General features: G+C 70.2%; 19 protein-coding genes. 3 read left to right on the plus strand and 16 right to left on the minus strand.

Annotation, left to right across the window (positions count from 1 at the left end):
• Positions 1-19: 19 nt before the first annotated feature.
• Positions 20-448, minus strand: coding sequence for a MarR family winged helix-turn-helix transcriptional regulator (locus DEU34_RS08385; protein ID WP_121149607.1), 429 nt, complete (start codon positions 446-448; stop codon positions 20-22).
• A gap of 37 nt (positions 449-485) precedes the next feature.
• Between DEU34_RS08385 and DEU34_RS08390 the strand changes: the two genes are divergently transcribed.
• Entirely contained in the window at positions 486-722 is a 237-nt protein-coding gene (locus tag DEU34_RS08390) for a hypothetical protein (RefSeq protein ID WP_121149608.1), read from the plus strand.
• A gap of 3 nt (positions 723-725) precedes the next feature.
• Here the strand turns inward: DEU34_RS08390 and uvrB are convergent, their stop codons facing one another.
• Both uvrB and coaE read right to left on the minus strand, forming a co-directional pair.
• Positions 726-2,807, minus strand: coding sequence for an excinuclease ABC subunit UvrB (gene uvrB, locus DEU34_RS08395; RefSeq protein WP_121149609.1), 2,082 nt, complete (start codon positions 2,805-2,807; stop codon positions 726-728).
• 40 nt (positions 2,808-2,847) lie between these two features.
• Positions 2,848-3,450 carry a dephospho-CoA kinase gene (gene coaE / locus DEU34_RS08400; RefSeq protein WP_121149610.1) on the minus strand — a complete coding sequence of 201 codons (603 nt, stop codon included), beginning with the start codon at positions 3,448-3,450 and terminating at the stop codon, positions 2,848-2,850.
• Positions 3,451-3,556: 106 nt separating this feature from the next.
• Between coaE and DEU34_RS08405 the strand changes: the two genes are divergently transcribed.
• Positions 3,557-3,934, plus strand: a complete 378-nt coding sequence (locus DEU34_RS08405; RefSeq protein ID WP_121149611.1) for a response regulator transcription factor — start codon at positions 3,557-3,559, stop codon at positions 3,932-3,934.
• Positions 3,935-3,984: 50 nt separating this feature from the next.
• Here the strand turns inward: DEU34_RS08405 and DEU34_RS08410 are convergent, their stop codons facing one another.
• The 9 genes from DEU34_RS08410 to DEU34_RS08450 all read right to left on the minus strand — a co-directional run bounded on the left by DEU34_RS08410 (position 3,985) and on the right by DEU34_RS08450 (position 13,700).
• A complete protein-coding gene (locus DEU34_RS08410) occupies positions 3,985-5,148 on the minus strand; it encodes a hypothetical protein (RefSeq protein WP_121149612.1) in 1,164 nt (387 codons plus the stop codon).
• A complete protein-coding gene (locus DEU34_RS08415) occupies positions 5,145-6,782 on the minus strand; it encodes an ATP-binding protein (RefSeq protein ID WP_121149613.1) in 1,638 nt (545 codons plus the stop codon). The genes DEU34_RS08410 and DEU34_RS08415 overlap by 4 nt, the downstream gene beginning before the upstream one ends.
• 62 nt (positions 6,783-6,844) lie before the next feature.
• A complete protein-coding gene (locus DEU34_RS08420; RefSeq protein ID WP_121149614.1) occupies positions 6,845-8,428 on the minus strand; it encodes an MFS transporter in 1,584 nt (527 codons plus the stop codon).
• Between the two features lie 36 nt (positions 8,429-8,464).
• Entirely contained in the window at positions 8,465-9,010 is a 546-nt protein-coding gene (locus DEU34_RS08425; protein WP_259460071.1) for a GIY-YIG nuclease family protein, read from the minus strand.
• Positions 9,011-9,044: 34 nt separating this feature from the next.
• Positions 9,045-10,235 carry an MFS transporter gene (locus DEU34_RS08430; RefSeq protein WP_259460072.1) on the minus strand — a complete coding sequence of 397 codons (1,191 nt, stop codon included), beginning with the start codon at positions 10,233-10,235 and terminating at the stop codon, positions 9,045-9,047.
• A gap of 7 nt (positions 10,236-10,242) precedes the next feature.
• Positions 10,243-10,422: a hypothetical protein gene (locus DEU34_RS08435; RefSeq protein ID WP_121149615.1), complete on the minus strand. Its 180-nt coding sequence runs from the start codon at positions 10,420-10,422 to the stop codon at positions 10,243-10,245.
• Positions 10,423-10,431: 9 nt separating this feature from the next.
• On the minus strand, positions 10,432-11,235 hold the full coding sequence (locus DEU34_RS08440) for a DNA-formamidopyrimidine glycosylase family protein (RefSeq protein WP_121149616.1): 804 nt from the start codon (positions 11,233-11,235) through the stop codon (positions 10,432-10,434).
• A 124-nt stretch (positions 11,236-11,359) separates the two neighbouring features.
• Positions 11,360-12,829, minus strand: coding sequence for a 30S ribosomal protein S1 (gene rpsA / locus DEU34_RS08445; protein ID WP_116646739.1), 1,470 nt, complete (start codon positions 12,827-12,829; stop codon positions 11,360-11,362).
• A 169-nt stretch (positions 12,830-12,998) separates the two neighbouring features.
• Entirely contained in the window at positions 12,999-13,700 is a 702-nt protein-coding gene (locus DEU34_RS08450; protein ID WP_396652108.1) for an NUDIX hydrolase, read from the minus strand.
• A gap of 180 nt (positions 13,701-13,880) precedes the next feature.
• Here DEU34_RS08450 and DEU34_RS08455 point away from each other — a divergent pair, with 180 nt between their 5' ends.
• Positions 13,881-14,918, plus strand: a complete 1,038-nt coding sequence (locus DEU34_RS08455; RefSeq protein ID WP_183042388.1) for a lytic transglycosylase domain-containing protein — start codon at positions 13,881-13,883, stop codon at positions 14,916-14,918.
• A gap of 66 nt (positions 14,919-14,984) precedes the next feature.
• On the opposite strand, the gene DEU34_RS08460 is transcribed toward DEU34_RS08455, so the two are convergent.
• The 4 genes from DEU34_RS08460 to DEU34_RS08475 are packed head-to-tail and all read right to left on the minus strand — an operon-like array spanning position 14,985 to position 18,713.
• On the minus strand, positions 14,985-15,791 hold the full coding sequence (locus tag DEU34_RS08460; RefSeq protein ID WP_121149617.1) for a trans-aconitate 2-methyltransferase: 807 nt from the start codon (positions 15,789-15,791) through the stop codon (positions 14,985-14,987).
• Positions 15,788-16,579 (minus strand): ABC transporter ATP-binding protein, encoded by a 792-nt coding sequence (locus tag DEU34_RS08465; protein WP_121149618.1) that lies wholly within the window; start codon positions 16,577-16,579, stop codon positions 15,788-15,790. The genes DEU34_RS08460 and DEU34_RS08465 overlap by 4 nt, the downstream gene beginning before the upstream one ends.
• The gene (locus tag DEU34_RS08470) at positions 16,576-17,577 is read right to left on the minus strand and encodes an ABC transporter substrate-binding protein (RefSeq protein ID WP_121149619.1); all 1,002 of its coding nucleotides are present in this window, start codon (positions 17,575-17,577) and stop codon (positions 16,576-16,578) included. The genes DEU34_RS08465 and DEU34_RS08470 overlap by 4 nt, the downstream gene beginning before the upstream one ends.
• On the minus strand, positions 17,574-18,713 hold the full coding sequence (locus DEU34_RS08475) for an iron ABC transporter permease (RefSeq protein WP_259460073.1): 1,140 nt from the start codon (positions 18,711-18,713) through the stop codon (positions 17,574-17,576). Before DEU34_RS08475 ends, DEU34_RS08470 begins: the two co-directional genes overlap by 4 nt.
• Positions 18,714-18,744 lie beyond the last annotated feature (31 nt).

Genomic DNA, 18,744 nt, shown 5'->3' on the forward strand with positions numbered 1-18,744 from the left:
CTCGGGCGGGACATCAGGGTCAGCGACGACCCGCGAACGGCGTCAGCCCGTCGCGCACCGCGGCGAGCTGCGCCGCATCCATCCCGACGCTCCGCATGATGCGGCCGGGCACCTCGAGCGCCCGCTCGCGCAGTGCCCGTCCCTCGGCGGTGAGGGAGATATCGAGGACGCGCTCGTCGTCGCCGCGACGCGCGCGCGCGACGCGGCCCTGGGCCTCGAGCCGCTTCACGAGCGGTGAGAGCGTCGCGGGCTCCATTGCGAGTTCGGCGGCGAGGTCTCCCAGGGAACGGGGAGAGGTCTCCCAGAGGGCGAGCATCACGAGGTACTGCGGGTGCGTCAGGCCGAGCGGTTCGAGCACGGGTCGGTAGATCGACACGACGTTGCGGGCGGCCGTGACGATCGCGAAGCACAGCTGGTTGTCGAGCCTGAGCATCTCGTCCACGTTCATCGCCTCGCTCCTTCGATTAGTTAGTACACTAACCATCATGACACACAGCGATTCGGAGGGTCCGTCGCGCAAGGAGCGAGTCCGTGCGGCGGGCGGCTGGTACAACTACCTCAACGCGAAGCTCATCCGCGTCGCCGGCCCCGCGTCGGTCGGTCCCTACGAGACGACACCGGAACCGGTGCGGACCGGACGCCCGTGCCCGCTCTGCGGCCACGCCATGACCGAGCACACGTTCGACCGCTCCGGACCGAAGCCCCTCATGCACTGCCCCTGATCGTCAGGCGTGTCCGGCCCGCTCCATCGCCCGGAGCTCCTTCTTGAGATCCTGCACCTCGTCGCGGAGTCGACCGGCCAGCTCGAATTTGAGCTCGGCGGCCGCTGCCAGCATCTGGTTGGACAGGTCTTCGATGGTCGCCTCGAGCTGATTGGCTCCCTCGGCCGCGATCCCGGTGCGCCGCAGCTGCGGTGTCGGCGACTTGCCCTTGCCCGATTTGTTGCGCGCCGAGGCCCTCCCCGAGAGGAGCTCCTGGGTGTCGGACGCCTCGCGAGCGAGCACATCGGTGATGTCGGCGATCTTCTTGCGCAGCGGCTGCGGATCGATGCCGCGCTCGAGGTTGTAGGCGATCTGGATGTCGCGACGGCGCTCGGTCTCTTCGATAGCCTTCGTCATGGAGTCGGTCATACGGTCGGCGTACATGTGCACCTCGCCCGACACGTTGCGCGCCGCACGACCGATCGTCTGGATGAGCGACGTGCCGCTGCGGAGGAACCCCTCCTTGTCGGCGTCGAGGATCGCCACGAGCGAGACCTCGGGGAGGTCGAGGCCCTCACGGAGCAGGTTGATGCCGACCAGCACGTCGTAGACGCCGGCGCGCAGCTCGGTGAGCAGCTCGACACGACGCAGCGTGTCGACGTCGGAGTGCAGGTAGCGCACGCGCACCCCGTGCTCGCCGAGGAAGTCGGTGAGCTCCTCGGACATCTTCTTCGTCAGCGTCGTGACGAGCACCCGCTCGTCGCGCTCGACGCGGAGGCGGATCTGCTCGAGCAGGTCGTCGATCTGACCCTTCGACGGCTTCAGGATGATCTGCGGATCGACGAGGCCCGTCGGTCGGATGATCTGCTCGACCACGCCGTCGGCGATGCCCATCTCGTAACGGCCGGGCGTCGCCGAGAGGTAGACGGCCTGGCCGATGCGCTCCTTGAACTCGTCCCACCGCAGCGGGCGGTTGTCCATGGCACTGGGGAGGCGGAAGCCGTGCTCGACCAACGTGCGCTTGCGCGAGGCGTCGCCCTCGTACATGGCGCCGATCTGCGGCACGGTCACGTGCGACTCGTCGATCACGAGCAGGAAGTCGTCGGGGAAGAAGTCGAGCAGCGTGTGCGGCGGAGCGCCCGGCGGGCGGGCGTCGAGGTGGCGGGAGTAGTTCTCGATACCGGAGCAGAAGCCGAGCTGCTGCAGCATCTCGAGGTCGAACGTCGTGCGCATGCGCAGTCGCTGCGCCTCGAGCAGCTTGCCCTGGCGCTCGAACTCCTTCAGCCTCTCGGCGAGCTCGTCTTCGATCGTGCCGATCGCGCGCTGCACCTTGTCGGTGCCGGCCACGTAGTGCGACGCCGGGAAGATCGGCACGGAGTCCATCTTCTGCGCGATGTCGCCGGTGAGCGGGTGCAGCATGTAGAGCGCCTCGATCTCGTCACCGAACATCTCGATGCGGATCGCGTACTCCTCGTAGACCGGGATGATCTCGATCGTGTCGCCGCGGACGCGGAAGTTGCCGCGCGAGAAGTCGACGTCGTTGCGGTTGTACTGCATCGAGATGAACTTGCGGATGAGCGCGTCGCGGTCGTAGCGCTCCCCCACCTGCAGGGCGACCATCGCTCGGAGGTACTCCTCGGGCGCACCGAGGCCGTAGATGCACGACACCGTCGAGACCACGATCACGTCGCGCCGGGAGAGCAGCGAGTTCGTCGTCGAGTGGCGGAGGCGCTCGACCTCCGCGTTGACCGAGGAGTCTTTCTCGATGAACGTATCGGTCTGCGGCACGTAGGCCTCTGGCTGGTAGTAGTCGTAGTACGACACGAAGTACTCGACCGCGTTGTTGGGCATGAGCTCGCGGAACTCGTTGGCGAGCTGTGCGGCGAGCGTCTTGTTGTGCGCGAGCACGAGCGTCGGTCGCTGGACGGCCTCGACGAGCCAGGCCGTGGTCGCGGACTTACCGGTACCGGTGGCACCGAGGAGGACGACGTCGGTCTCGCCCGCGTTGATGCGCTCGGCGAGTTGGGCGATGGCCTGCGGCTGGTCGCCGGAGGGGACGTATTCGCTGACGACCTCGAAAGGGCGGACGGAACGGGTGGCCTGCATGATCCCAGCGTAGGCCGGGCCACCGACACCCGGGGCGGACTCACCCCTCGGCGGTCAGTCGTCTCCAGAGAGCGTCAGTCTGCGTCTCGGTCTGCGCGAGCGGCCCGTCGGTGTCGATGACGACATCCGCGAGACGCAATCGTTCCGCGTCGGACGCCTGGGCGGCGATGCGGGCGCGCGCGTCGGCCTCGCTCATCCCCCGGTGCTCCCGCAGGCGCGCCACGCGCACCTCGACCGGCGCGTGGGCGACCACGACGAGATCCCACGGATCCGAGGCGCGCGTCTCGGCCAGGAGTGGCACGTCGTACACGACGACCGCCCGCGGGTCGGCGGCGGCCGCCTCACGGAATCGGCGTTGCGACTCCTCCCGCACCGCCGGGTGGACGATCGCGTTGAGCTGGGCGAGTCGATCGGGGTCGCCGAAGACGACCGCTCCGAGCGCCGCACGGTCCAGCGTGCCGTCGGGACGCAGCATCCGCTCGCCGAAGGCGTCCTCGATCTCGCGCAGCACCGGGGATCCGGGCGACTGCACATCGCGGACGACGGCGTCCGCATCGACGACGACGGCGCCGTGTGCGGCGAGCCGAGCGGCGACGGTCGATTTTCCCGAGGCGATGCCGCCGGTGAGCGCGATCAAGGGCATCCTCCGAGGATGCCACGACGAAGGCCGTGATCGGGAAAGCCGATGTAGGTTACGCTTCGGTCAGAAACTGCACGCCGCCCAGACGGCTGGAGACCAGAGGTACCCGATGCCGAGCCCCCGCGTCGCGGTCATCATCGAAGACGATGTCGACATCCGCTCGCTCATCTCCGCCGTGCTGCGGGGATCCGGCTTCGACGTGCACACCGCCTCCGGAGGCCTCGAGGGTGTGGAGAAGGTGCGCGAGCACCATCCGGTGCTCACGACGCTCGACGTCAGCATGCCCGGGATCGACGGGTTCGAGACAGCGCGCCGCATCCGGGTCTTCAGCGACACGCGGATCGTCATGGTGACGGCTCGGGCCGATGAGGAGCACGCGCGACTCGGACGCGAAGCCGGTGCCGACGACTACCTCACCAAGCCGTTCCGCCCGCGCGACCTGCGCGCCCGCGTCGACGCCCTTCTCGCAGGCCGCCTCGACGACTGACCTCGCCCCGCCGCGATCACCCGTCGGCGACGGTCACCCTTCGGCGATGATCACCCTTCGGCGATGATCACCGAGGCGTCGGGGCTCGTGACCGAGCGTGCGGCGGCGTGATCGGCGCCGTCCACCATCGACGCGAAGTCGTAGCCGAGCCGGTCGGTGAGGGCGATCCCGACGCCCACGACGGGAACGACCGAGATGCCGAGCCCGCCGAAGTCGTCGAGCAGGCGGCGGTGCAGGATGCTCGCCATCCGGCGGACGTCGGAGAAGGACGTGGTGAGGAACGCGATCAGCAGGCTCCCGCTCTCGCCCTCGCCCACCATCGCGGCGGTGGGGGCGTACTGGCGCACGCCGTTCCGCCACGCCGCAGCCACCTGTTCGGCCTCCGCCGGGCCGAACGCCGTCGCGATACGGCCCAGATCGTCGATCCGCACCGACACGACGCAGATGGTCTCGCCCTGGCGTGAGGCGCGCTCGATGAGCGTCGTCGTCGCCGAGCGGAAGGACGCGGGAAGGAGCACTCCGTCGATGCCGACGCTCAGCGTGTAGACGTCGGGCTGACCGCGGAGATTGGACTCGCTCGCGCGCAGCACCGAGGTCACCACCACCGCGACGATGGTCAGTGTGATGGTCAGGAACGACGACACGATCGTGTTGAAGAAGGTGGCGAACACCTCGCTGTCCGGGCCGTAGACGACGAAGGCCAGCGTGCGCGCGGTGAACCATACGGCCTCGATCGCGAGCACCACGGTCAGACCCAGCGAGCTCCATCGACGCCCGATCGCTCCTCGCCTCGACTCGATCGCAGCCAGGAGAGCCATGGCACCGGTGCCGATGAACAAGGGCACCGCGCCCGCCCAGTCCCCGCCGTCGGGTCCGGCCACGAGCACCGCGACGCCCGCGATCAGCACAAGCGCCGCCAACACGCCGGCAGGCCACCGCAGGGTGCGGTCGTTGAACGCTCGGCAGCCGAGCCAGATGAAACCCGCGCTGGCGACGAACCCGGCATTGCCCACCGCTACCGCGAGGAAGGCGTCGGGTGCTGCCGCCCAGACGAGGTAGCTCAGGACGGTGAGGATGCCCGACAGGAACGCGATGGCCCACAAACGCCCCGAGAGCCCGTCCTTGCGCATGAGCGTCTCGGCGAGGTACATGACCCCCGAGACGATGATGACGACGGCGGCGGCGAGCGAGACGGTGAAGTTATCCAGTGTCACGAGACCGACTCCCTCGTCGCGGGGAGCCAGACCGTGAAGGTCGCCCCCTCGCCCAGGCGTGTGTCCACCGAGATCTCCCCACCGTGACGCCGAACGATGTCTTCGCTGATCGCCAACCCCAGACCGCTGCCGTGCGTCGTGGAGTTGCGCACGGCGTCGGACCGGAAGAACCGTTCGAACAGGCGGGACCGCTCACCCTCGGAGATGCCGGGGCCGTCGTCGCGCACCGCGATCCGCACCCGGTCGTCCTCTCCGGAGACCTCGACGAACACCTTGCCTCCGTCGACGTTGTACTTCACGGCGTTGTCGATGAGGTTGTCGATGACCTGGCGGATGCGCTGCGCGTCGACGACGGCGAAGGTCGAGGCGACGAACGTCGTGTCGATCGAGATGCGACGGTCGGCCGCCTTCGGCAGCTCCGCCTCGACCGACGCGTGCACGATCGCCGCCAGGTCGGCCGGGGCGGGGTCGAGCGTCACACCGCCGCCCGGGCGCGCGAGCGACGACACGGAGAGGATGTCGGCGACGAGTTCGAGCAGGCGCGCGGCGTTTCGCTCGGCGACCTCGAGGTCGTGGCGCGAATCGCCGGAGAGATCGTCGCGATCCAGGGCCAGCTCGAGGTACCCGATGATCGACGTGAGCGGGGTGCGCAGCTCGTGCGACACCGACGCGACGAGATCCTCGCGGGCGCGGAGCGCCTGCTCCTCGGCGGTGACATCTCGCGAGACGACGATCACCCCGGCGTTGGTCCCGTCGATCTCGGTCAGACGCCGAGCGGTGACCGTGAGCGCGCGGCGCCCCGAACCGGGCTCGCCGTACCACACCACCTGATTCTCGAAGGTGTCGCCGTCGCGCGCGCGCGCGATCGGCACCTCCGAGGGGTCGAGCGGGGTGACCCCGTCCGCCGCGTAGGCCAGGGCACCGGTGGCATCGTCCGACGCCCCGCCCTGGAGCTGGGCGTGCGCCTCGTTGGTGACGACGAGCTCGCCGTCCGGGGTGATGCGGATCACCCCGAAGTCGACGGCGTCGAGCACCTCGGTGACGAGGTCCTCCTGGCGGCGCGCGCGGTCGACCGAGCGACCGAGATGCCGGGACTGCTTCTCAAGGAGCTGCCGCTGCGCGTCGGCGCGACGGGCGGCCAGGAACGAGATGATCGCCAGCGCACCCACAACGAGCGGGAGGAGCACCGTCGACACGGTGAAGACCTGCACCGGATCGATCGCTATCGTGAACCAGAACAGCGTCGCCACGAGCAGGGTGCCGCCGACGACGCCGACGATGCCGAAGGCCGCACCGATCCACATCGCGGGGAATGCCCAGAGCAGGCCGATGCCCCCGTTCGGGGCGCTGTGCCGCAGGAGCGCGAGCGCGACGATGTCGGCGACCGGGAGCACGGCCACGACCCAGAAGGGCAGGCGGTGCCAGGGGACCAGGATCGCCGCCGCCGTCGCACCGAACAGGAGGGTGGCGCCGAGCACGAAGGTCGTCGTGTCCAGGACCTGCCCGATGAGGACCGCCACGCCCATGGCGACCAGGCCGACGCCGCTGAGCAGGGTCTGGTTCAGCAGGATCGAGCGATCGCGGGTGTCATCGCGCTTGCGTGCACGCCGCTCGCTCTCCGACAACCAGGCCATGCGCTGAGATTATCGCGCGCGGTGCCGCGACCTGTGCATCCGCTCGGCACGCGTCTCGCGCGTCAGGACGCGTCCTCCCGCGCGTACTGCGCGATCAACTCCTGCTCTCGCGCGAACGACGGGAGGCGGAACCACACGATCGCTCCCCCGACGAGCACGGCGATCGCTCCGATCAGGTACGCACCCCACGCACCGGCGACCAGGCTCTGGGTGGCGCCGGAGAGGATCTCGTCGCGGTACTGCGGGAACTGGTCGGCCACGCGAAGCGCCGAGCCGTACGAAGCCTGCAGCGCCTGGGTGACGGTGTCGGAGATCGTGGATGCTTCGGCCGATGCCGATATCTGTCGCCCGAACGAGGCGGCGAACCCGGCCGCAAGGATCGCGCCGAGCAGCGCCTGCATGATCGACCCTCCCAGGTCGCGTTGCAGGTCGGATGTCGCGGACGCCATCCCGACATGCCGCACGGGGGTGCTCTCGGTGAGGGCGCGCGAGGCCGGCGTCATGGCGAAGGCGGCGCCGCTGCCGATCGCGAAGAACCCAAGGCCGACCAGCCAGTAGGGGGTCGATGGGTTCCACAGGAGGGTCGTGAGGAAGCCGACAAAGACGAGGCCGTAGCCCAGCAGCATGGTGGTGCGGGATCCGCGCCGGGTGAGCAGACGTGCCGACATCGGGGCGAACAGGAGGAGTCCGACCGCGGCGGGGACGACGGCCAGACCCGCCTGCAGGGTCGAGTAGCCGAGGATGTTCTGCAGATACTGCTGTCCGACGAACATCGCCCCCATGAGCGACCCGAACACGATCGTGCCGGCGGTCGCGGGGACCCAGAACATGCGACGCCGCGCGACGCGGAGGTCGTAGAGCGGATGCTTCGCCTTGGCCTGGCGTACGAGGAAGACGGCCAGCAGCACCACGCCGACGCCGAACAACACTGCGCCGATCAGGTGCTGCCCCGGCGCGAAGACCGTGCCGATACCGAGCACGATCGCCGCGATCGCCACGGTGGCGAGGATCCCACCCAGATGATCGACGGGATCGCGCGACTCGGCCACATGGCCGGGCACGAATGCCGCGACCAGAACGAGTGCCACGGCCGCGATCGGGACGGCGATGAGGAACGCCGACCCCCACCAGAAGACGGAGAGCAGGAGGCCCGCGAGCACCGAGCCGACGATGGATGCCATCGCGCTCACGCCCGACCACAGCGCGATCGCGCGGGTGCGTCGGGGGCCGTTGGACCACAGAGCGGTGATGAGCGACAGCGTGGTCGGAAAGGCCAGGCCCGCCGCGATACCGGTGAACACGCGGGAGGCGATGAGGAGTTCGACCGAAGGCGAGAAAGCCGAGCACAGACTGGCGACGACGGTGAGGCCCAGGCCGAGGATGAGCAGCTGCTTGCGTCCGTAGCGATCGGCCAGGGCTCCGAAATAGAGCACCGACATCGCCAGCCCCAGGGAACACCCCAGACCCACGATGTTGAGAGAGACCTGCCCGGCGCCGAACGTGCGCCCGATGTCGGGGAGCGCGATGTTGGCCGCCGCGAGGTTGATGTTGCACACGAGCGCGCCGAGGATGAGCGCCGTGAGCACCAGCCCGGCGCGTGCCGGGGCCCCGGGGAGGGTCGCTGCGGCCGCGCGGGTATCGCTCACGCGCTCACTCTAGCGAGGCCGCCGGGCGCCGCGTGATCACCCGCGCAGCGCGAGCGCTTCGCTCGTCCACCGGGCGTGCAGCGCCCAGGGATCGACGATGCCGGCGGCGACGGCGTCGACGTGCGCCCGCAGGTCGGGCGACAGTCGGAACCACTCCGTGCGAGGCCACCTGTCCGCCGCGAACTGCGCGTGGCGGCGTCGCTCGAGGGCGCGGTCGCCTCGCTCGAACGCCAGGAGCTCGTCGTGGCGGATGGCCGCGAGTCGCTGGCGGGGGTTCGCCGTCGTGCCGATCTTCACCCGGTCGTCGAAGCGCAGGTAGTAGACGACGTCGACGCGCGGAGGCGGGAGCTCGCCGTCGACGATCTCGCCGTGCCGCCACTCGCACACGGCGCAGAGCCAGCCGCTCGGCCAGCGGACTCCGAGACGCGATCCGCAGATGCGACACGGTGCAGGCAGCAGATCGGTCATCCCCTGCTCGCGTGCCGACCAGTCGGCGGCCGCCGCGAGGTGCCGGTCGCAGAGAGCGACCGGGGCATCGTGCGCGGTGGGCGCGCAGCATCCGTCGACGAGGCATTCGGGCACGGCGCGAGCGTACGCGCGGCCGCCGACACGACCGTCAGTGCGTGCGCAGCGCACCGACCGCCACCGCTGCGGCGCCACCGCACATCGCGACCACCGCCCCGAGGAACACTCCCCATCCCCCGGCGTCGAAGACGTAACCGAGACTCCAGCCGAACAGGCTCGAGCCGCCGTAGTAGCCCAGGTAGTAGAGGGACGACGCCTGCGCGCGGGTGTCGGGACGGGCGGATGCCGGCGCCCAGCCCGACGCGACCGCGTGCGCGCCGAAGAATCCGGCCGTCATCACGAGGAGTCCCGCGAGGATGATCAGCACGAACGGCGCGAGCATGAGGACCGTGCCGACCGCCATCGCGGCGATGGATGCGAGGAGGACGGGCAGTCGGCCGTGCCGGGATGCGAGCGCGCCCGCCCACGGCGACGAGACGGTGCCCGCGAGGTAGGCGACGAACAACGACGTGACGATCCAACCCGGAAGGGAGAACGGCGGATGCGTCAGATGGAATCCGAGGTAGTTGTACATGGCGACGAAGGCGCCCATGAGGAGGAACCCCTGGGCGTACAGCGCCAGTTGGGCAGGGGTGCGGAGGTTGACGGCCAACCGCGTCGTGATCCGGGCCCCGCCGCGGACGACGGGCGTGAAGCCGCGCGCGCGGGGCACGAGGAGCAGGAACGCCACGGCCGACAGGGCGCAGAGGATCGCTGCCGCCCACAGACCGGTGCGCCACTGGGCGAGGTCGGCGATCGGCCCCGAGACGAGCCGGCCCGAGAGCCCGCCCAGGGTGGTTCCGGCGATGTAGCTGCCGGCGGCGGCCGCCGCGTGTCGCGGATCGACCTCTTCGCTGAGGTAGGCCAGGGCGAGGGCGGGCACCGCGCCGAGGGCCGCCCCCTCGGCCAGGCGGAGCACGAGGAGGGTGATGACATCGGCGCTCAGGGGCGCGGCGAGACCCAGAGCGGTCGCGGCGACGATGCCGATCGTCATTGCCTGCACGCGCCCGATGCGATCGGCCAGGATCGACCACGGGATGACCGCTACCGCGAGTCCGAGCGTGGCCGCCGAGACCGCCAACGCGGCGGTGGCGGGCGATACCTCGAACTCCGAAGCCAGGAGCGGCAGCACCGCTTGCGGCGAGTAGAGCTGGGCGAAGGTCGCGATGCCGGCGAAGAACAGGCCGGCGAGAAGTCGGCGGTACTCCCGGCTCCCGGGGATGTGCCCGGTGAAGCCGGTCACGCAGATGTCAGGCGGCGAGGACCAGCGCGACGGTGCCCGAGGCGTCCGCGATCTCGGGGCCGCCGAGGAAGTCGATCGGGCCGCCGGTGACCAGGCTCGCGATCACGAGCGCGAAGACGGCCGCGATCGAGAAGAACAGGATGGCGCAGGCAACGGTCGTGACCACGAGGGGGATGCGGGCGTTCATGCTCCCACGCTAGCCGAACTCACCCGGTTGACACCCCGGACACCACCACGTGCGACGTCTTTCGGGATCATCGGCGCGTTCGGCGACCACCCGCACGCGGGTTCCGCAGCGCAGGCAAGGTCGCCCGGCACGACCGACCACCCAGTGCGACTCCCCCTTCACGGCGCGCCCCGTCGTCACCTGGTACATCCCGGGCACGGTGGCCGAGAGCCGCAGTGCCCGCGCACCGACCGCGACGAGAGCGGCCATGTCGACGTCGCCGACGGGTCGGAACGGATGCACTCCCCGCAGGAAGGCCAGTTCGTTCACCCAGAGGTTGCCGAAGCCCGCGACGTTCCGCTGGTCGAGGAGCGCCGCGACGAGCGGTCGGTCAGGACGACCCTCGAGCCGTCGCACCGCCTCGGCGGCGTCCCAGTCGTCTCGGAGCGGGTCGGGTCCGAGTCGGCCGACCACGTCGGCCTCCCGCGCGGTCGGCAGCAGCCGCACGACGGGGACGTCGATCCCCCACAGGGTGCGCCCGTCGTCGAGCCGCAGCCGTACCCTCACCTGGTGCGCGATGCGCTGCGGCACCCGACGGCCGCGAGCGGTCACGGTCCAGCTCCCCTGCATCCGCAGGTGCGTGTGCAGGGTGACGCCCGTATCGAAACGGGTCAGCAGGTTCTTGCCGTGCGTGTCGTAGGAGTCGATCCGCGCCGCCGCGACGCGCTCACCAGCCGAGGCCCCCGACCGCAGCTCGCCGTCGTCCACGACGTGGCCCTCGGATGCTGCGCGCAGGCGCGCGGCGAGACGGAACACGCTGTCGCCTTCGGGCATGGGGTCACGATAGGCCCGGCCTCCGACACGGCGCACGTCGACGGCATCCGCTCGGCGACGTGCGGTAACGCCGAAGCGGGCCGGAACCCGGAGGCTCCGACCCGCTTCAGCGTTGCGATTCAGCTCAGCGGCTGGAGAGACGCTCGCGCAGTGCGGCGAGGGCCTCGTCGTCGGCCAGGGTGCCGGCCGAGGACGACTCCGAGGTGAACGACGAACCGGTGCCGGCGCCGAAGTCGGTGCCGGTCGACGCGGGGGCGTTCGCCTCGGCCTCGATCGCCTTGGCGACCGCAGCCTTGTGCGACTCCCAGCGAGCCTGGGCAGCCGCGTAGTCCTGCTCCCACTTCTCGCGCTGCTCGTCGAAGCCCTCGAGCCAGACACCCGACGTCGGGTCGAAGCCCTCGGGGTACTTGTACTCGCCGAGCTCGTCGTACTCGGTGACCATGCCGTAGAGGGCCGGGTCGAACTCGGTGCCGTTGGGGTCGACCGACTCGTTGGCCTGCTTGAGCGACAGCGAGATGCGGCGACGCTCGAGGTCGATGTCGATGACCTTGACGAAGACCTCTTCGCCGACCGAGACGACCTGCTCTGCGAGCTCGACGTGCTTGCCGGAGAGCTCCGAGATGTGAACGAGGCCCTCGATGCCGTCTGCGACGCGGACGAACGCACCGAACGGAACGAGCTTGGTGACCTTGCCCGGCGCGATCTGACCGATCGCGTGGGTACGGGCGAACACCTGCCACGGGTCTTCCTGCGTCGCCTTGAGCGAGAGCGACACGCGCTCGCGGTCGAGGTCGACCTCGAGGATCTCGACGGTGACCTCCTGGCCGACCTCGACGACCTCGGACGCGTGCTCGATGTGCTTCCACGAGAGCTCGGAGACGTGAACCAGACCGTCGACGCCGCCCAGGTCGACGAACGCACCGAAGTTGACGATCGACGAGACCGTGCCCTTGCGGACCTGGCCCTTGTGGAGGTTGTTGAGGAACGTGGTGCGCGACTCGGACTGCGTCTGCTCGAGCAGGGCGCGGCGCGAGAGCACGACGTTGTTGCGGTTCTTGTCGAGCTCGAGGATCTTCGCCTCGATCTCCTGGCCGAGGTACGGCGTCAGGTCGCGGACGCGACGCAGCTCGATGAGCGACGCCGGGAGGAAGCCACGCAGGCCGATGTCGACGATGAGGCCACCCTTGACGACCTCGATGACCGAACCGGTGACGACACCGTCGGTCTCCTTGATCTTCTCCACGTCGCCCCAGGCACGCTCGTACTGAGCGCGCTTCTTCGACAGGATCAGACGGCCTTCCTTGTCCTCCTTCTGGAGAACGAGGGCCTCGACGTGGTCGCCGACGTTGACGACCTCGTTCGGGTCGACGTCGTGCTTGATGGAAAGTTCGCGCGAGGGGATGACACCCTCGGTCTTGTAACCGACGTCGAGGAGCACCTCGTCGCGGTCGATCTTCACGACGGTTCCTTCGATGAGGTCGCCGTCGTTGAAGAACTTCAGGGTCAGTTCGACCGCGGCCAGGAAGTCTTCAGCAGATCCGATGTCGTTGATCGCGACCTGCTTGGTGGCCGGGGCGGTCGTTGCGGTAGTCATGTAGTGGGTTGTCCTAGAGGGTTGGGTGTCGGGCTCCGACGCGCGCGAGTACGTGCCGAAGCAAAGCGGATTGTCGTTCTGTCACTGAGACCCGATCGCAGACATGCCAAACGAGTCACGAGAGTGACGTTCTACGGTACCAGAACGCCCCGGTCGACCGCGATGTTCCTCAGGACGGGAGCTCGAGCGGCAGTTCCTTCGCCGCATCCCACGGTTCGGTCCAACCGAGACGGTCGAACAACCCGTCGAGAAGCATGGCCGTGAAGCCCCACACCAGGTGCTCACCGGTGGCATGCGGAACGAGGAACGCCGGCCCTCGCCACTCGTGACCGTCTCGGCGGATCACCGTCGATCCTCGACGGGCGGGGTCGAGCAGGTCGGCGACCGGCGCGCGGAAGACGTCGGCGGATTCGGCCACGTCCACCACTCGGACGGGCGACGGATGCTGCCACCACGCCAGCACGGGTGTCACGAGGTGGCGCGAGAATTCGAGCGGAACGCGACCGAGGGTGCCGAGCACCTCGACGCCGGCCGGATCCAGGCCCGTCTCCTCCTCGGCCTCGCGGAGCGCCGCCGCCACGACGCTCTCGTCGCCGGGGTCGACCCGCCCGCCCGGGAACGCGACCTGACCGGGGTGGGCGCGCAGCGTGGCGGCTCGTGAGAGAAGCAGCACGTCGAGATCGCGCGAGACGGCGCGGGCCTGCGCATCGTGATCGCTGGGCAGCGCGTCGAGCACTCCGAAGAGCATGAGCACCGCCGCGGGGCGCGGATCGACGACTCTCGGAAGGCCCTCGACGAGGGGGCGATCGACGTGCGCGGCGAGGGCTGCCAGCTGTGCCCGCGCGGTCTGCGGCGGGGGCGATTCGGGCACGTCCACAGGGTACGCCCGATGCCCGATAGAGGTCTCGCGCGCCCCCTGATCTGGCCTTTCTTGCGCGCGACGTCCAGGAACCGCCCAGGAAGGCCGTGCCAGACTCTCGGATTTGTGTCCGCGAGAACGGATGCCGCACGCCGCGCGTCGAGCGCGGAGCCCCCATACGGAACTGGTTTTATGCACTCGAACACGCCGTCCACCGCCACCCGTCGCACCCGTCGCGCCGCCGATCGCCGCTCGCACCACCGCCGCGCGGTCGTCGCTTCGGGCCTCGCGTTCGGCATCGTCGCCGCCGCAGCGTTCGCCTCGACCGCGCCGTCGGCTCTGGCCCAGGCGGAGGCCGGCGCATCGACGCCGACCTTCTCCCTCGTGTCGTACTCCGCCTACTCGGCGCCGCTCAAGGCGACCGTCGCGGCCGCCGTCCCCGAGGAGACCGTGGCCGCCGACGAAGCCGTCGAGGCGGCCGCATCGGTCACCTCCGCCGCCGCGAGCGTGCAGGCCGACATCGCCGCGTCGGGTCTCGACATCGGCGAGCCCGACACCTCGGTCGACACCGCGGCCCTCGAAGAGGCCGCCGCGCGCCTCGACGCCGCCGACGCGCTCCCGGCACCCCTCGTCCCCTCCATCACCGAAGAGGTCACCGCGCTCATCGCCTCGGTCGACTCCCGCGTGAACCAGCTCCGCGGAAGCCTCGACGGCGCTGCGGCGAAGAAGGCCGAAGAAGAGGCGGCCGCCGAGCAGGCCCGCATCGAGGCCGAGGAGGCCGCCGCCGCGGAAGCGGCCGAGGCCGCAGCATCCGCCCCCGTCTCGACGTCGTCTTCGTCGTCGGCGTCCTCGTCGTCGACCGGCTCGTCGTCGGCATCGGCGCCCGCCGCTCCGATCCCGTCCGGCGGCACCGGCGGCGACAACAGCCCCGCGGGCGCGAAGGCGACCGCGTACGGCATGGTCCAGGCGCGCGGGTGGGGCGACGACCAGTACTCGTGCCTCGTCTCGCTCTGGAACAAGGAGTCGGGCTGGAACTACCAGGCCATGAACCGCTCCAGTGGTGCGTACGGCATCCCCCAGGCGCTCCCCGGCAGCAAGATGTCGAGCGCGGGCGCCGACTGGCAGACCAACGCCGCCACGCAGATCTCGTGGGGTCTCGGCTACATCTCCGGCCGCTACGGCACTCCGTGCGGGGCGTGGGGCCATTCGCAGTCCGTGGGCTGGTACTGACCTCCGCAGCATCTTCCCGAAGGGCGCCGACGTGATTCGTCGGCGCCCTTCGTGTGTGTCAGCCCGTCATCGCACGCCGTAGACGACGTGATCGTCGAGGTATTGCCAGACCGTTCCCGCCTCCGAGAACCCGGCGCTGCGGAGAGTCTCCAGGTGGAAGGCCAGGGTCACCTTCGGCGGCGCGTCGCGAAGGTCGTCCCCCCACACCGCGGCGCGACGCGCGAGGGCGTCGGCGTAGCGCGGCTCGTCACCCACGGCCTCCCACCACTGGTCCCAGGTGTCGACGTCGCCCCCGAAGGTCGACGTCTGCATGAGCTGGTCGTCTGCGGCGGCCACCGCGAACAGCGTGGACTCGTGACGCGCGTCATACAGGAGATGGTCGCCGTTGAGCAGCACTCCCCCCGGACGAAGAAGCGTCGACACCGCCCAGTAGACGTCGACAAGCACCGCGGGCCGCAACCAGTGCAGCGCGGTCGAGCTCACCACCGCGTCGAACGATGCTCCCGCGACCTGCGGGTGCTGCATCCAGTCGGGTCGACCCAGATCGACCTCCGCGACAGTGATGCGGTCATCGCCGGAGGCCGCGTCACGGGCGATCCCGATGAGGACGGGGTCTTTGTCGGCGATGACGACCTGCGCGCCCGGAACGGCCGCGAGCACGGCCCGCCCGAGCGACCCGGTGCCCCCGGCGAGGTCGAGCACTCGGGGTGCGGCGATGCCGGCGGTCACGCCCGCCACCACCCGCGCGATCGTCGCGAACCGCTCCGACCGGTGACGGATGTAACCCGTCTGCTGGGCGTCCCAGCGTCGCGAGAGCTCCAGGGCCGTATCCCTCACCGCGGGGGCGGTGGAGGCTGTGGTCGTGTCGGTCATGGGGTCGTCCTTTCAAGAAGAGGTGAGTCGGAAAGAGGGTCGAAGGCGAGACGGAGCCGGCCGCCGTCGTGGTGCACGGTGGTGCGCACTCGGTACACCGGCTCGAGCTGCGCGGGGGTGAGAACCTCCGCCGCCGTTCCGGCGGCGACGATCAGGCCGTCATCGAGCAGGATCACGCGATCGCAGAACCGGGCCGCCAGGTCGAGGTCGTGCAGCACGACGACGGCCGTCCGTGCGATGCGGCGGACCGCGCCGAGGAGATCGAGCCGATGGCGGATGTCGAGGTGGTTCGTCGGTTCGTCGAGGAGCACGTGATCGGCCCCCTGCGCGGCAGCCCGTGCGAGCGCCACCCGTTGTCGTTCGCCGCCGGAGAGGCTCGTGAGCGCGACGGGCGCCGCGTCGACGAGATCTACCAGGGCGAGGGCCTCGAGCACACGCCGATCGACGTCGCCGCGTGCGTGCGTGCCGCGGCGGGCATCCGCACCCAGCCTCACCTCGTCCGCCGCCGTGCCCGCCTGATCCGAGGCGGAGTGCTGGCCCACGAAGGCGATCCGCGCGGATATTTCACGGCGGCGGAGCCGAGCGAGGTCGTCGCCGTCGATCTCGACGCGACCCGCGCGCAACGGCATCGCACGGAAGAGCGCGCGCAGCAGCGTGCTCTTGCCGCTTCCGTTCGGACCGACGATGCCGAGCACCTCACCGTCGTGCACGGTCAGATCGATCGGACGATCGCCGCCGAGAAGGACGCGGTCACCGACACCGACGGTGATGGCCCGCGCGCGGATCATCCGAGAGCCGCGAGCCGGTCTGCCAGCTCCTGCGGTCCGCGCACGCTGAGCACCGAGGGCGGATCGGTGTACGAGAACGGCAGCGCGACGACGCGGCCAGAACGGACGGCGGTCATCTCGCCCACACCGGGGGCCTCCCGGAACGCCTCGACCGCGCTCTCGGCGTCGGTGCCGGAGTACAGCACGACCACCGTCTCCGGGTCGCGCGCGACGAGGTCCTCGACGTTCACGTCGAACACCCGATCGGGGACGTCGGCGTAGACATTCGTGAGGCCCGCTGCTTGGAACACCGGGGTCACCATGCTCGCGGCACCGTACGGCGAGATGACGCTGCCCCCGGAGGAGACGTACACCGCGGCGGCCGAGCCTGCCGAAGGTGCGGGTGAGGCGATCTGCTGCTGCGCCTCGACGATGGCCTGCTGCGCCTTCGACTCCTCACCGAGGACCGTGCCGTAATCGCGCAGCTCGCCCCACACCCGGTCGAAGGTCGCCGTCGGCGACCCCTCGGCCGACGGGTTCAGGCAGTAGGCCGAGGGCGTGTAGACGGGGACGCCCGCGGCGGCGAGAGCGTCGACGTCGACCGCGTTCTCCGGTGCGATCACCAGGTCGGGTTCGGCGCCGAGGATGCTCTCCTGGGATACCACCGAACCCCCGGTCGCGTTCTTCTCCGCCGTCAGCACCGTCGACGAGGCGAGCCGGTCGTAGGTCGCCTGCTCGTACAGTCCCTCCTCCGGCTGCGAGGTGACGGCGACGACACGGTCGACGGCGTCCAATGCCTCCAGGTTCGCGAGGGCGTCGCTGTTGACCAGGACGATGCGCTGCGGAGCGTGCTCGAGGGTGAGCTCCGATCCGCAGTTCTGGATGCTGACCGGGAAGGCGTCCGCAGCATCCGAACGGCTCGGCGCGACTCCGGCGCTCGCTCCGGCCGCGCAGGCGGTGAGGGTCACACCCAGCGCGAGCATCGTCGCGGTCAGAGCCAAGAGGCGAGGGGGTTTCATGAGGTGGTTCCTTTCGAGCGGTGCCACCGGGGGTGGCGAGGTGACGCGGATGAGGTACCGGCGCGGGAGCGCAGAAGAATGAGCAGGAGCGGGCCGCCGATGACCCCGGTGATCACGCCCACCGGGATTTCCTGCGGCGCGTATGCGGTGCGCGCGATGGTGTCGGCGGCCACCAGCAGGAGGGCGCCGAGGAGCGCTGACGCGGGCAGGACGAGACGGTGGCGTGCGCCGACGAGCCGTCGGGCGAGGTGCGGGACGACCAGCCCGATGAATCCGATGCCGCCGACCGCGGCGACCACGATGCCGACCACCGCGCTCGTGGCCGCCATCATGACGATCCGCGCCCGTTCCGGCTCGATGCCCGCCGAGCGGGCGGAGTCGTCACCGGAAGCGAGGGCGTCGATCGCGGGTGCGGCGACCATCGCCGCCGTAAGTCCCACGACGGCGAAGACCGCCGCGACGGCGAGCGAGAGGGGCTGAACGGCGGCGAGAGAACCGAGAAGCCAGAAGAGCACCGACCGTGCTGCCTCGGGAGAGTCGCTGGAGAAGATGAGGAAGCTGGTGACGGCGTTCAGGGCGTAGCCGACGGCGAGTCCCGCGAGGACGAGTCGGTAGGGGCCGCGCGCGGCGGCGGTACCCGCCAGAGCCAACACCAAGGCGATCGCTCCGACCGCCCCGACGAGCGCGCCGAACGAGAATAGGAGGGCGCTTCCGCTCCCCAACACGAGAGCGACGAGCGCGGCGCCCGTCGAGGCGCCGGAGTTGATGCCGAGCAGGTAGGGGTCGGCGAGGCCGTTTCGCGACAGGGCCTGGAAGACGGCGCCCGCGGTGGCGAGGACGGCGCCCGCCACGATGGCCATGGCGATGCGCGGCAGTCGTGTGCTCCACACGATCGCCCCGGCGGGGCCCGCCGTCTCGCCCCCCGACAACGTGGTGAGGACGACGTCGACGACGACCCCGGGTGCAATCGGAACGGGTCCGATGCCGGCCGCGAGGATCGCCGAGGCGAGCGTGGCGGCGGCCAGGATGATGACCCACGCTCGCGCTCGACGGCGCAGTCGGCGCATGGCGGCCAGGGCGCCGGGTTGCACGAGATCGCCCGCACCGACGGCGGAGGAGGAGAGCGAAGATGACACGGGACCCTGTCGTGTTACTGATAACGGTTCT

This window comes from Microbacterium sp. AG1240, assembly GCF_003635115.1.
In the GTDB taxonomy this organism is placed as follows: domain Bacteria; phylum Actinomycetota; class Actinomycetes; order Actinomycetales; family Microbacteriaceae; genus Microbacterium.